Annotated in this window: 14 protein-coding genes; 8 read left to right on the forward strand and 6 right to left on the reverse strand. The window is 72.8% G+C overall.

Annotation, left to right across the window (positions count from 1 at the left end; translation table 11 throughout):
• Nucleotides 1-16: 16 nt before the first annotated feature.
• The 5 genes from ACIDOF_RS06895 to ACIDOF_RS06915 are packed head-to-tail and all read left to right on the forward strand — an operon-like array spanning nt 17 to nt 4,647.
• Nucleotides 17-793, forward strand: a complete 777-nt coding sequence (locus ACIDOF_RS06895; RefSeq protein ID WP_409004798.1) for an SDR family oxidoreductase — start codon at nt 17-19, stop codon at nt 791-793.
• Between the two features lie 12 nt (nt 794-805).
• Nucleotides 806-2,431, forward strand: coding sequence for a thiamine pyrophosphate-binding protein (locus tag ACIDOF_RS06900; RefSeq protein ID WP_409004799.1), 1,626 nt, complete (start codon nt 806-808; stop codon nt 2,429-2,431).
• Between the two features lie 10 nt (nt 2,432-2,441).
• Nucleotides 2,442-3,392 carry a PDR/VanB family oxidoreductase gene (locus ACIDOF_RS06905; RefSeq protein WP_409004800.1) on the forward strand — a complete coding sequence of 317 codons (951 nt, stop codon included), beginning with the start codon at nt 2,442-2,444 and terminating at the stop codon, nt 3,390-3,392.
• Between the two features lie 19 nt (nt 3,393-3,411).
• Entirely contained in the window at nt 3,412-3,642 is a 231-nt protein-coding gene (locus ACIDOF_RS06910) for a recombinase-like helix-turn-helix domain-containing protein (protein ID WP_409004801.1), read from the forward strand.
• A gap of 6 nt (nt 3,643-3,648) precedes the next feature.
• On the forward strand, nt 3,649-4,647 hold the full coding sequence (locus tag ACIDOF_RS06915) for a Rieske 2Fe-2S domain-containing protein (RefSeq protein WP_409004802.1): 999 nt from the start codon (nt 3,649-3,651) through the stop codon (nt 4,645-4,647).
• 119 nt (nt 4,648-4,766) lie between these two features.
• Here the strand turns inward: ACIDOF_RS06915 and ACIDOF_RS06920 are convergent, their stop codons facing one another.
• Nucleotides 4,767-5,309: a MarR family winged helix-turn-helix transcriptional regulator gene (locus tag ACIDOF_RS06920; RefSeq protein WP_409004803.1), complete on the reverse strand. Its 543-nt coding sequence runs from the start codon at nt 5,307-5,309 to the stop codon at nt 4,767-4,769.
• Between the two features lie 170 nt (nt 5,310-5,479).
• On the opposite strand from ACIDOF_RS06920, the gene ACIDOF_RS06925 reads away from it, so the two are divergent.
• A complete protein-coding gene (locus ACIDOF_RS06925; RefSeq protein ID WP_409004804.1) occupies nt 5,480-6,151 on the forward strand; it encodes a FadR/GntR family transcriptional regulator in 672 nt (223 codons plus the stop codon).
• A 246-nt stretch (nt 6,152-6,397) separates the two neighbouring features.
• A complete protein-coding gene (locus ACIDOF_RS06930; RefSeq protein WP_409004805.1) occupies nt 6,398-7,441 on the forward strand; it encodes a PAC2 family protein in 1,044 nt (347 codons plus the stop codon).
• A 208-nt stretch (nt 7,442-7,649) separates the two neighbouring features.
• On the opposite strand, the gene mshC is transcribed toward ACIDOF_RS06930, so the two are convergent.
• From mshC to ACIDOF_RS06950, 4 genes are all read right to left on the reverse strand, one after another.
• Complete coding sequence (mshC, locus tag ACIDOF_RS06935; protein ID WP_409004806.1) at nt 7,650-8,879, reverse strand: cysteine--1-D-myo-inosityl 2-amino-2-deoxy-alpha-D-glucopyranoside ligase; 1,230 nt, start codon at nt 8,877-8,879, stop codon at nt 7,650-7,652.
• 129 nt (nt 8,880-9,008) lie between these two features.
• A complete protein-coding gene (locus ACIDOF_RS06940; protein ID WP_409004807.1) occupies nt 9,009-9,848 on the reverse strand; it encodes an SCO1664 family protein in 840 nt (279 codons plus the stop codon).
• Nucleotides 9,812-10,402: a DUF3090 domain-containing protein gene (locus ACIDOF_RS06945; RefSeq protein WP_409004808.1), complete on the reverse strand. Its 591-nt coding sequence runs from the start codon at nt 10,400-10,402 to the stop codon at nt 9,812-9,814. The genes ACIDOF_RS06940 and ACIDOF_RS06945 overlap by 37 nt, the downstream gene beginning before the upstream one ends.
• A gap of 120 nt (nt 10,403-10,522) precedes the next feature.
• The gene (locus ACIDOF_RS06950) at nt 10,523-11,218 is read right to left on the reverse strand and encodes a histidine phosphatase family protein (RefSeq protein ID WP_409004809.1); all 696 of its coding nucleotides are present in this window, start codon (nt 11,216-11,218) and stop codon (nt 10,523-10,525) included.
• 59 nt (nt 11,219-11,277) lie between these two features.
• On the opposite strand from ACIDOF_RS06950, the gene corA reads away from it, so the two are divergent.
• Nucleotides 11,278-12,270 (forward strand): magnesium/cobalt transporter CorA, encoded by a 993-nt coding sequence (gene corA, locus ACIDOF_RS06955; RefSeq protein ID WP_409004810.1) that lies wholly within the window; start codon nt 11,278-11,280, stop codon nt 12,268-12,270.
• Nucleotides 12,271-12,284: 14 nt separating this feature from the next.
• Here the strand turns inward: corA and ACIDOF_RS06960 are convergent, their stop codons facing one another.
• Nucleotides 12,285-13,073, reverse strand: coding sequence for a ferritin-like domain-containing protein (locus tag ACIDOF_RS06960; RefSeq protein WP_409004811.1), 789 nt, complete (start codon nt 13,071-13,073; stop codon nt 12,285-12,287).
• Nucleotides 13,074-13,261: the final 188 nt, after the last annotated feature.

A 13,261-nucleotide genomic window follows, 5' to 3' on the forward strand; every position in this document is an offset into this window, starting at 1 on the left:
ACGGAAGAAGGCAGTTATGGATCTGGGCCTCGCCGACCGGACCTTCGTGGTCACCGGAGGCAGCTCGGGCGTCGGCCTGGCCACGGTCCGCGCCCTGCTCGACGAGGGCGCGAACGTCGCCACCTGCGGCCGCGACGCCGAGCGCCTGAAGCGCGTCGGGGAGCACGAAAGGCTCCACACCGAGGTGTGCGACGTACGGGACGCCGACGCCGTACGGGAGTTCGTGCGCAACTCCGCCGCGGCGTTCGGCGGGCGGATCGACGGGCTCGTCAACAACGCCGGGCAGTCCCGGATGAAGCGCCTCGACGAGACCACCGGGGACGACTGGCGCGACGAGCTGGAGCTGAAGTTCGCGGGCGTCCTCAACCCGCTGCAGGCGGCCCGGGAGTGGCTGGCCGCTTCGGACGCGGCGTCCGTCGTCAACGTCAACGCCGTCCTCGCCAAGCAGCCGGAGCCCCGCCTGATCACCACCAGCGCGGCCCGCGCCGGCATCCTCAACCTCTCCACGTCCCTGGCGCAGGAGCTGGCCGCGGACGGCATCCGGGTCAACTCGGTCTGCCTGGGCCTGGTCGACACCGGCCAGTGGACCCGCCGGCACGCCGCCGCGGACACAGGGATGTCCTACGAGGACTGGCAGGCGGAGCTCGCCGCCGACCGGGGCATCGCGCTCGGGCGGCTCGGCCGGGCGGAGGAGGTCGCGTACGCGATCGTCGCGCTGCTCTCGCCGCGGGCCTCGTACATCACCGGAACCAGCATCGACGTCTGCGGCGGAGTCGGCCGCGGCATTCTCTGAGGGGTACTGCGCATGCGTTACGACCATGGAGGCGCGCTCCTCGTCGCCGTCCTGAAGGAACTCGGCATCGACACGGTCTTCGGGATCGTCTCGGTGCACAACCTGCCGCTCGTCGAGGCCGTCGACCGCGAGCTGCGGTTCGTACCCGTGCGGCACGAGGCGACCGCCGTGAACGCGGCCGACGCGTACGGCCGGGCCCGCGGCTCGATCGGCTGCGCCCTGACGTCGACGGGCACCGGCGCGGGCAACGCGGCCGGCTCGCTGGTCGAGGCGCTGGCGACGGGCACGTCGGTGCTGCACGTCACCGGTCAGGTGGAGGCGGAATTCCTGGGCAGCGGGCGGGGGTTCATCCACGAGACCAAGGACCAGCTCGGCATGCTGGAGGCCGTCTCCGCGTACGCCGCGACCGTGCGCTCCGCCGACGAGGCGGGCCGGGTGCTGCGCGCGGCGGCAGCGGCGGCGCTCGCCTCGCCGGGCGGCCCGGCGAGCGTGGAGTGGCCGATCGACCTGCAGTACGCGGCCCAGACGGACGAGGGCGGCGCCCCGGCTCAGGCCCCCGCGCCGACCCCCGACGCCGCTCAACTCTCCGCCGCCGCCGAGCTGTTGGCGTCCGCCGAGCGTCCGCTGATCTGGGCGGGCGGCGGCGCGAACCGGGCCCGTACGGAACTGGCCGCGCTGGTCGAGGCGACCGGGGCCGGGCTGCTCACCTCCAACTCCGGGCGCGGCAGCGTCCCCGAGGACCACCCGCAGGTCGTCGGCAACTTCGCGACGACGCCCGCGGGCCGGGCCCTGCTCGCCGACGCGGACGTGCTCCTGACCGTCGGCACCCACTTCCGCTCCAACGAGACGGCCGACTACGGGCTCGCACTCCCCGCGGCCCATGTGCAGATCGACGTCGACGCCGCCGCGCTCGGCCGCGTCTACCCGGCCACGCACGCCCTGCACGGCGACGCCGCGGCCGTCCTGCGGGAACTCCTCCCGCACGCCCGCCGCGCCGAGCCCGCCTGGACCGAGCGCATCGGCCGGGTCCGTACGGAGGTCCGGGCGGCGCTGCACGACAACATCGGCCCCCAGGCGGCGATCTGCGACGCGCTGCGCGCCGCGCTCCCCCGGGACGCCGTGGTCGCCCGTGACGTGACGATCGCGTCCAGCAGCTGGGGCAACCGCCTGCTCGAGATGTACGACCCGAGGGCCAACGTGTTCCCGCGCGGCGGCGGCATCGGGCAGGGCCTCGGCATGGGCATCGGGGCCGCGCTCGCCGCCCCGGACCGGCCCACCGTGGTGATGGCGGGCGACGGCGGCCTCGCCGTCCACCTCGGCGAACTCCTCACCCTCGCCCAGGAGCGCCCGCGCCTCACCCTGCTCGTGTTCAACGACGGCGGCTACGGCGTGCTGCGCAACATGCAGGACCGGTACGCCGACCGCCGCTCCGGCGTCGACCTGACCACGCCCGACTTCGAACTCCTCGCCCGCGCCTGCCGGTTGCCGTACCTGCGGATCGCGGCGGCCGAGGACTCCGGTGCGGTGATGGGGCAGGCGGTCGACTCCGACGGGCCGGTGCTCGTCGAGGTGGACCTGGCCGCGCTCGGCCCGATGAAGAACCCGTTCACCCCGCCCGTCAAGATCCCCGCCGCGTAGGGAGGCCGCCATGACCGCCACCACCGAAGAACGCCGCCTCGACCTCCTCGTCCGGCGGATGACCTGGGAGGCCGACGGCGTCCTGTCCGTCGAGTTCGTCCACCCCGACGGCAAGCCGCTGCCCGCCTGGACGCCGGGCGCGCACATCGACGTGCACGTGGGCGGGCAGATCCGCCAGTACAGCCTCTGCGGCGATCCCGCCGCGTGCGGCTCGTACCGCATCGGCGTCCTCGACGAGCCGTCCTCGCGCGGCGGTTCGCGGCACGTCCACACCAAGCTGCGGCCCGGCCAGACGGTCACCGTGTCCGAGCCGCGCAACCACTTCGCCCTGGAGGACGCCACGGGCTATGTGTTCGTCGCGGGCGGCATCGGCGTCACCCCGATCCTCGCGATGGCCCGCGAGGCCGCCCGGCGCGGCGCGGAGTGGCGCATGGTGTACGGCGGCCGCAGCCGCGCCTCGATGGCGTTCACCGACGAACTGACCGCACTCGGCGGCGACTTGACGCTCGTTCCGCAGGACGAGCTCGGTCACATCGACCTCGCCGCGGCGCTCGCGGAGCTGCCGGAGGGCACGCTCGTGTACTGCTGCGGGCCCGAACCGCTGCTCGCCGCGGTGGAGGCGGCGTGCCCGGCCGGGGTGCTGCGCCTCGAACGCTTCGCGGCGCCGGCCGTCGAACGGTCCGGGGACGACGGGGAGTTCGAGGTGGAGTGCCGCACCTCCGGGCTCACCCTCACCGTCGGCGCCGACACGTCGATCCTGGAGGCCGCCGAGCAGGCCGGGTTGAGCGTCTCCAGCTCCTGCCGCGACGGCATCTGCGGCTCCTGCGAGACGCGGATCCTCGACGGCACTCCCGACCACCGCGACTTCCTCCTCTCCGAAGCCGAGCACGCCGCGAACGCCTCGATGATGATCTGCGTCTCGCGCTGCGCCGCCGGCTCCCGCCTCGCCCTCGACCTCTAGACCTTGGGGAGTTCCCGCCATGACCACCGCAGAGACCTGGCCGTACCTGGAGATCCACCAGTCCCGTACGCGCGAGCCGTCGCCGTACGAGTACAAGCTGGCCGCCACCCTCGAAGAGGTCTTCACCAAGGACGGCCACGAACTGGCCGACGTCGTCCGCGGGTTGAACGCCCGCCAGGTCCACGCGCCCGACGGCGCCCCGTGGACCGAGGGCTCTTTCCGCGCCGAGATGCACCGACTGGGAGCGTGACCCGAGATGACCCAGACCGCCGACGAGATCTACGCGACCGGCCTGCGCGGCCAGTGGCACCCGGTCGTCCCCTCCGACTTCGTCGCGCCCGGCGCGATGCGCAAGGTGACTGTGCTCGGTGAGCAGTGGCTGCTGTTCCGCCGCTCCGACGGCACGCTCAGCATGCTCGCCGACCGCTGCCCGCACCGCGGCGCCCCGCTCTCCCTCGGCAAGCACCTGGGCGACCGGGTGGCGTGCTGGTACCACGGCGTGGAGGTCGAGACCGACGGCACCGTGTCGTCCGTGCCCGGCCTGCCCGGCTGCAACCTGGAGGGCAAGCAACTGGTCCGCTCCCTGCCGGTGCGGGAGGTCGCGGGCGCGGTGCTCGCCTACTTCGGCTCCGAACAGCAGCCGCAGCCGGTCGAGTTGACGCTCCCCGACCCGCTCACCGACCCGGAGATCGACGCGTTCCTCTGCTACGCGGAGTGGAACGTGCCGTGGCGGTACGCGGTGGAGAACCTGCTCGACCCGATGCACGGCGCGTTCCTGCACCACGACTCGCACACCATGTACGACGGCGACACCCAGGCCAAGTTCCGCATCCGGGAGACCGAGCGCGGCTACTTCTTCGAGAAGACCGACCAGCGGGGCGTCAACTTCGACTGGGTCGAGCTGTGCCGCACTGGCGTGGACTGGGTGGACCTCTCCATCCCGTACCCGCCGTCCGCGGGGCCCGGCGGCCCCTTCGGGATCGTCGGCATGGTCCGCCCGGTCGACGCCGAGCGCTGCGCCGTCTTCTTCTGGCGCTACCGCAAGGTCCAGGGCTGGCAGCGCGACACCTGGCGGTTCCTCTACAAGACCCTGATCGAGGAACGCCACTGGGCCGTCCTTGAGCAGGACCGCGTCATGCTGGAGGCCCTCCCCGCCGACGCCGACCAGCAGGAGAACCTCTACCAGCACGACCTCGGCGTGGTCCGACTCCGCCGCTTGTACCGCGCGGGGGCGGAGGCACAGGCAGCCGTCTGACGGGTTCCCCGCGCCCCTTCAGGGGCGCGGGGAACTGCGCGCTCAGCCCGGGACGACGCGCAGACCGCACTCCGCGGAAACCCCCACGGCGGGCCGGAGAGCAGGACCCCGGACGACACTCACTCCTCATCCGAGTCCGGCGCGTCCTCGATCGACCGCTCCAACTTCGACAGCAACCGCGCCAGTTGACGGCACTCCGCAGGAGACAACCCGGCGAGCATGCGCCGCTCGTTGTCCAGGTGCTCCGCGAACACCTCGTCGACCTTGGCGAGGCCCGCGTCGGTGAGGCGGGAGTAGACGACCCGCCGGTCGTCGGCGTCCCGCTCGCGCACGATCAGGCCGTCCTTCTCCAGCCGGTCGATGCGCAGCGTCACCCCGGCCGACGACACGAGCCCGGAGTCGGCCAGCTGCCCGGCGGTGAGCCGGTACGGCGCTCCCGCGCGGCGCAGCGCGGTCAGCACGTCGAACCCGGCCACCGCGAGCCCGTGCCGGTCGATGGCGGAGGTCAGCCGGCCGTTGTAGCGCAGGAACGTGCGATGCAGCCGGGCGAGGACCTCCAGGGGCGAGGTGTCGAGCTCGGGCCGCTCCCGCGCCCAGTCCTCGATGATCGACGCGACGGCGTCCCTGCCCGCGCCGTTCTTCCCCGAGTTCTTCCCCGCCATCTGCGCCTGTCCTTCCCCTCTGCGCGGCTCCCGCGAGCGCGCGCACGGCTCCCCGCGAGCCCACCGAAGAAATCTTAGCCCTGAAAGACATCCGCCCCCGTCCGGCCCTCTCCCGCCCCGGGGCCATAATGAGCCGAGAGATCGGATGTCTGCAGAGGCGGGGGCTCTCCATGGCGGTGACCGACGAGGCGATCGAGAAGATCAAGGGCATGATCGTCTCCGGCGCGCTGCGCCCGGGCGACCGCCTGCCCAAGGAGAGCGAGCTCGCCGCCGACCTGGGCCTGTCCCGCAACTCCCTGCGCGAGGCGGTGCGCGCCCTCGCCCTGATCCGCATCCTCGACGTCCGCCAGGGCGACGGCACGTACGTCACGAGCCTCGACCCGCAGCTGCTCCTGGAGGCGCTGAGCTTCGTCGTCGACTTCCACCGCGACGACACCGTCCTGGAGTTCCTCGCCGTCCGCCGCATCCTGGAACCCGCGGCCACGGCGATCGCCTGCACCCGCATCGCGGACGCCGAACTGGACGCGCTGCAGGCCCAGTTGGACGCGCTCGGCGCCGCCCCCTCGGTCGAGGAGCTGGTGGCGGCCGACCTGGAGTTCCACCGCGGCATCGTGCAGGCCTCCGGCAACTCGGTGCTGTGCTCGCTGCTGGACGGCCTGTCCGGGCCGACGACGCGGGCCCGGGTCTGGCGCGGTCTCACCCAGGAGGACGCGGTCAGCCGCACCCTGCACGAGCACCGCATGATCCTCGCCGCACTCCGCGACCGGGACGCGGAGGCCGCCCGCTCCTGGGCCACCGTGCACATCGCGAGCGTGGAGCAGTGGCTCCGCTCCACCCTCTGACCCGCCGCACGCCCCCGCACCCCGGCCGTACGTACGTCCAAAACCCCGCCCCGGTCGCACTGTTGACCGTTCGCCGCCCGGAGGAATAGACCTCCGTAAGGAAGCGCATGGATTACCTCTGGCGTGCTCAGCGCATGCAAGGGGGCTGCGGAGGCCCCCCGCGGACGCCGTAAGGTTGGGGCGTACACGAGTGGGGGTCCCTCCCGGGCGTCAAGGCTCTGGGGGAACGTCGGAAGGAGGCGCTGGGTGATCGAGCTCGAGGGGGTTCCCGAGCTGGTCGACCCGGTCATGGTGGCCGCGTTCGAGGGCTGGAACGACGCCGGCGACGCCGCCTCCACCGCGGTCGCACACCTGGACCGGGAGTGGAAGGGCGAGGTGTTCGCGGCGCTCGACGCCGAGGACTACTACGACTTCCAGGTCAACCGCCCCACGGTGTGGCTGGACGGCGGCGTCCGCAAGATCACCTGGCCGACCACCCGGCTCTCCGTCGTCCGCGTCGGCGGTGACAAGCCGCGCGACCTGGTCCTGGTGCGCGGCATCGAACCGTCCATGCGCTGGCGCTCGTTCTGCAACGAACTCCTCGGCTTCGCCCACGAGCTGGGCGTGGAGCTCGTGGTGATCCTCGGCGCCCTGCTCGGCGACACCCCGCACACCCGCCCGGTCCCGGTCAGCGGCGTCACGTCCGACCCGGACCTGGCGCGCACGATGAACCTGGAGGAGACGCGGTACGAGGGCCCCACCGGCATCGTCGGCATCCTCCAGGAGGCCTGCACGCACGCCGGCGTCCCGGCGGTCTCGCTCTGGGCGGCCGTCCCGCACTACGTCTCGCAGCCGCCGAACCCGAAGGCGACCCTGGCCCTCCTGAACCGCCTGGAGGACCTGATCGACCTGCGCATCCCGCTCGGCGAGCTGGCCGAGGACGCGCGCGCCTGGCAGCTGGGCGTGGACCAGCTGGCGGCGGAGGACAGCGAGGTCGCGGAGTACGTGCAGAGCCTGGAGGAGGCCCGGGACACCGCGGAGCTGCCCGAGGCGTCAGGCGAGGCCATCGCCCGCGAGTTCGAGCGCTATCTGCGGCGCCGCGACGGCGGCCCGGCAGGCCCGGGACACGCGACGGACGGCGGTGACGCGGGCCCGTTCCTGCGGGACACGTCGAGCGACCGTACGCGCCCACCGAAGCCGCAGCTCCCGCAGGAGCCGAAGGCCAAGCCGGATCCGCCCGCGAACGAACCGTCCGAGGACGAACCGCCCGCGGACGACCAGGGCGACGACCGAGGCGACGACCAGAATTGAGCCCCTCCGGCGATTGAGGAGCAGGGGCCCGGGAGAGGCAGAGCCCCCCGAAGCTCCGCAGGATTGCCCCCCTCCGAAGCTCCGCAGGATTTCGGGAAGGGCCGGGGCGGGGAGAGACCAGGCCCGATCCCGAACGCCGGACACACGAAGGCGCCGGACGAGACCGACTCGTCCGGCGCCTTCGTCGTACGCGTACGTACTGCTACCGCTACAGGGCCACGCCGAGCAGCGCGTCCACCGCGCGGGAGACCACGCCGGGCGCCCCCTCGTCCGTACCGCCCTCGCTGTCCTGGAGCGCCACCCAGCGGTCGACGGCCGCGAGCGCCTTCGGGGCGTCCAGGTCGTCGGCCAGGGCCTCGCGGATCTCCTCGACGAGCGCCTCGGCGGCCGGGCCGTCCGGGCGGGAGACCGCGGCGCGCCAGCGGCCGAGGCGGTCCACGGCGTCCTGGAGGACCTGGTCGGTCCACTCCCAGTCCGCGCGGTAGTGGTGGGAGAGCAGCGCGAGCCGGATCGCGGCCGGGTCGACGCCGTCGCGGCGCAGCTGCGAGACGAAGACCAGGTTGCCCTTGGACTTCGACATCTTCTCGCCGTTCAGGCCGACCATCCCGGCGTGCACGTACGCCTTGGCGAAGGGGTGCTCGCCGGTGAGGACCTGGGCGTGCGAGGCGCCCATCTCGTGGTGCGGGAACGCCAGGTCGGAGCCGCCGCCCTGGACGTCGAAGCCCATGCCGAGGTGGTCGAGGGCGATGGCGACGCACTCGATGTGCCAGCCGGGCCGGCCGCGGCCGAGGCTGGCGCCGTCCCAGCTGGGCTCGCCCTCGCGGGCGGCCATCCACAGCATCGGGTCGAGCGGGTTCTTCTTGCCGGGGCGCTCGGGGTCGCCGCCGCGCTCCGCGGAGAGCACCTTCATGGCGGCGGCGTCGAGCCGGGAGACCTCGCCGAAGTGGGCGTCCGACTCGACGGAGAAGTAGATGTCGCCGTCCAGCTCGTAGGCGGCGCCCATGTCGCGCAGCCGCTCGACCAGCGGGACGATCCCGGGTATGGCCTCGACGGCGCCTATGTACTGCTGCGGGGGCAGCATCCGCAGGGCGGTCATGTCCTCGCGGAAGAGTGCGGTCTCGCGCTCCGCGAGGCCGGTCCAGTCGACGCCGTCGCGCACGGCCCGCTCGAGCAGCGGATCGTCCACGTCGGTCACGTTCTGGACGTAGTGAACCTGCCGCTTGGTGTCGAGCCACACGCGCTGCACGAGGTCGAACGCGTTGTAGGTCGCCGCGTGACCCATGTGGGTCGCGTCGTACGGCGTGATGCCGCAGACGTAGATACGGGCGACAGGACCGGGCTCAAGGGCGATCAGCCCACCGGTCGCGGTGTCGTGGATCCTGAGGTCGCGGCCCTTGCCGGGCAGGGCGGGGACCTCGGAAGCGGGCCAGGCATGCATGCTTCGAGACTAACCGGACGCCCCTTCCGGATACGAACCGGACCGGATCTTCTGGCCGGGAAGGCGCTCTTGACGAACGTCCCGCGGCTGTGCCGCCCCCGGCCACACAGCGCGCGCCGGGCCCGGACCTCACACGGGCGGCCAGGGAATCGCGGGCCACGAGCCGTTCGGCACCGGGTGCACCCCGGACCGCAACAACTCGGCCACCCGTTCGCGTACGGCGTCGACCTCGGCGGGCGTGAGCAGCTCCGCGAGCCGGGCCGCGAGGGGCGCACCGTCGCCGAGGTCCCGCGCGAGGCCGTTGAGGACCTCGACGGCCTCGGCGGTGAGCGGCTCCCCCGCCCAGCCCCACAGCAGGGTGCGCAGCTTGTCCTCGACGTGGAAGGTGACGCCGTGGTCGATGCCGTACAGCTTGTCGCCGGGCGCGGGCAGCAGGTGGCCGCCCTTGCGGTCGGAGTTGTTGATCACGGCGTCGAGGACGGCGAGGCGGCGCAGGCGCGGGTCGTCGGCGTGCACGAGGAGCGCGGTGCGGCCCTCGCCGACCTCGGCGAAGCCGACGGCCTTCCAGCCCTCGCCGGGCTCCTCCGTGTCGACGAGCGCGAGGAGTTCGGGCGCCTCGTCCTGCGGCACGGTCTCGATCCACAGCTGGCACATGCCCTCGCCGTGCGGCCCGTCCCGCAGCACGGTCGGCGGCACGAGGTCCCAGCCGGTGGCCCGCGCCACCTCGTAGGCGGCGACCTCGCGCTCGGCGAGCGTGCCGTCGGGGAAGTCCCAGAGCGGACGCTCGCCCGCGACCGGCTTGTACACGCAGTCGGCGCGCACGCCGTCCAGCGCGACCGAGCAGAACAGCACGGCGTTGGAGGCCTCGCGGATCCGGCCGCGCACCGTGAGCTCGCCGTGCGTGAGCAGCTCGACGGCCTCGGCGGTCGCGGTCACAGGCCGCGCCGGTATCCGTTCTGACGCGGGCATACGTGTCCTTCCGGGTCGAGCGGCAGGCTGCACAGCGGGCACGGCGGGCGGCCCGCGTTCACGACGTCCAGGGCGCGCTTGGCGAACGCCCTGGCCTGCGCCCCGGAGAGCCGTACGCGCAGCATGGGCGGGCCGTTCTCGTCGTCCTGGAGCAGCCGCTCCTCCGCCTCGGCGAGGTCCTCCTCGTCGTCGGCGTCCAGCTCGACGAGGGCCTGCGCCTCGACGACCATGCGCTGCTCCTCGCCGTCCCAGGCGAGCGCCATGGTGCCGACGCGGAACTCCTCCTCGACGGGGGTGTCGAGGGGCGCGCTGTCGGCGATCTCGCTGGGCGCGACGGCGGGCACGGGGGCGCTGCCGCCGCTGCGCCGCACGACCTCGTCGAGCAGCTCGTCCATCCGCTCGGCGAGCGCGGCCACCTGGGTCTTCTCCAGGGCCACGCTCGTGACCCGGCCACCGGCGGAGGCCTGCAGGAAGAACGTACGGCGCCCGGGGAGCCCGACCGTGCCGGCCACGAAACGTTCCGGCGGGTCGTAGAGGAACACCTGACGGGACACGTCCTGGCCTCTCCCTCGGTATCGGGTACTGCGGCAATTACTGCGGCTGTCGGTCGCCGCGCCTCGAAGTGCTGCGGCACGGGCCGCAGTCGACGTGGGTCACCCTACTGCGGGCGACGATCACGGTGCGCCCGCACCGCCTCCCACGGTGGCGTCGCCCCGCCCCGCGTCCGGCCCGTTCTCCCGCGGCGCGAGCCCGGCCAGGTCCCCGGTGTCGCCGAGGCGTACGAGGAAGGGGCGCAGGCGCGTGTACCGGATCGCGGTGACCGAGCAGGGCTCGACGGAGATCCGCTGGAACAGGTCGAGGTGCAGCCCGAGCGCCTCCGCTACCAGCGACTTGATGATGTCGCCGTGCGAACACATCACATAGAGGGCGTCGGATCCGAAATCGCGCTCCACGCGCCCGTTCCACTCCCGTACCGCCTCGGCGGCGCGGTGTTGCATGGCGCGCATGGACTCGCCGCCGGGGAAGGCCGCCGCGGAGGGGTGCTGCTGGACGACCTCCATGAGCGGCTCGTCGGCGAGCTCGGCAAGCTTGCGGCCCGACCAGTCGCCGTAGTCGCACTCGTTGATGCGCTCCTCGGTGTGCAGCGTCAGCTCGGGGCGGGCGTCGAGCAGCGGCTGAAGCGTCTGCCGGCAGCGCTCCAGGGGGCTGCTGACGACCGTCGCGATCGGCAGTTCGGCGAGCCGCCCCGGCAGGGCGGCGGCCTGCGCGGCGCCGCGCTCGTCGAGGGTCACTCCCGGCGTCCGTCCGGCGAGCACGGCCGCGGTGTTGGCGGTGGACCGGCCGTGCCGGACGAGGATCAGCGTGGGCATGCCTGCCAGGGTAGGCGGAGCAGCCCGCAGGGGTGCGCCCCGGCCCGGATCACGGGAGAATGCGCGCAATGATCGTGGACTGCGCCATCTATCGCGAGGGCCGCCGCACCGACTGTGCGGAGGACTTCTCGGCAGCCCTGGAGCAGGCCCGGAGCAGCGGCGACGCGTTCCTGTGGATCGGCCTGCACGAGCCGACGAGCCGCGAGTTCGACCACGTCGCGGAGGAGTTCGGGCTGCACCCGCTGGCCGTCGAGGACGCCCTGAAGGCGCACCAGCGGCCGAAGCTGGAGGTGTACGACGACTCGCTGTTCATGGTCCTGAAGCCGATCCTGTACGACGAGTCGGCGGACACGATCAGCTCCGGCGAGCTGATGCTGTTCGTCGGCGACGCGTTCGTGGTCACGGTCCGGCACGGCGAGGGCGCGCCCCTCGCGGCCGTACGCAGGCGTCTGGAGGCCGACCCGGACGTGCTGCGGCACGGGCCGACGGCGGTGCTGTACGCGGTGAGCGACGCCGTGGTGGACCACTACATCGACGTGGCGGCCGAGCTGCACCTGGACCTGGAGGCCCTGGAGGCGGAGGTCTTCGAGCCGGGCCGCGGCGACACCCGGCACACGGCGGGCCGGATCTACAACTTCAAGCGCCAGGTCCTCGAATTCCGCCGCGCCACCATGCCGTTGGCGGCGCCGATGACACGCCTTGCGGGCGCGGCGGTGCCGTTCGTGCACGAGGAGTCGCAGCCGTTCTTCCGCGACGTCAGCGACCACCTGACCCGCGCCAACGAGAGCGTGGAGGGCCTGGACCGCCTGGTCTCCGACGTGCTGTCCGCCCACCTCGCCCAGACCGGGGTCCGGCAGAACGACGACATGCGCAAGATCTCCGCCTGGGCGGCGATGGCGGCGGTCCCGACGATGGTCGCGGGCGTGTACGGCATGAACTTCGAGCACATGCCGGAGCTGCGCCAGCCCTGGGGCTACCCGGCGGTGGTCCTGCTGATGGCGGGCGTGGTGTACGGCCTGTACCGGCTCTTCAAGCGGCGCGGCTGGCTGTAGCCGCGGGGGCCCGGCTAGGCGAACTCGGGGGCCGAAGTGGCGGGTCCGCCGAGGGCGTTGCGGCGCTCCGGCATCCTCAGGGACACCATCCGCCGCCAGCCGACGGCCTTCTCGTACGCGTACACGGCGTGGATGCCCGCGGCGAGCAGGGCCGCCTTGGCGCGCGACCAGCCGAGGATGCGTCCCATGTGCGCCATGACGGCGAGGCTCACGTCGCGGTAGATGCGGATCTCGGCGTGCGCGCACTCGTGCAGGATCCGCTGGATCTCCCGCCCGTGCCCGGCGTACGCGAACCGCAGCAACTCCTCGTGGCAGTACGCGAGATGGTTGTCCTCGTCGTGGGAGATCATCTTGACGGCGCGGCCGATGTCGGGGTGGTCCGCGAAGTGCTTGCGCAGCAGGTCCATCTGCTCGGAGGCCCGCTGCTCGGTGACCCGGCTGTGCGCGAGGTAGGTGATGATGTCCCGTTCGCCGAGCGGCTGTTCGGCCTTGAGGCGGCCGTGGGCGAGGCCGATGCCGTTCTTCTCCATGAGCATCGTGTAGTCGGTGTCCGGCGGGACCGGGCAGGGGTCGAGGCGGCGCTTCTTGAGGAGCGCGTTGAAGATCCGCCCGTGCTTGTCCTCGTCGGCGCCGTGCCGGCTGATCTTGGGGGCGAGTCCGCGCTGGCTCTCGGGTACGAGGGCGGCGATCCGGGCGTTCTCCCAGCCGCCCTGGGACTCGCCGCTGGCCGCGATGGAACAGAACAGCCGGAACGACTCGTCGTCGTCGAGGATCTCGGAGAACAGACTCTTGGCCGAAAGCATTGCCGCACCTCCTGGGTGCCCGCGAAGTGACCCCGCGAACGAGTCAAATGCGGCGCGGGGACCCGGGCAACACCAGTGTCGGACTGCTCGGCCGAACGGGGGACCCGAAACCGGCACCACGCGCGCGTGCGACGGCCTCCCGGAGACCTCTCCGGCCGCGTAACCGAGCGGCCTCCGGGGCGTTGTAC

Source organism: Streptomyces sp. Da 82-17 (genome assembly GCF_046098215.1).
Taxonomy (GTDB): domain Bacteria; phylum Actinomycetota; class Actinomycetes; order Streptomycetales; family Streptomycetaceae; genus Streptomyces.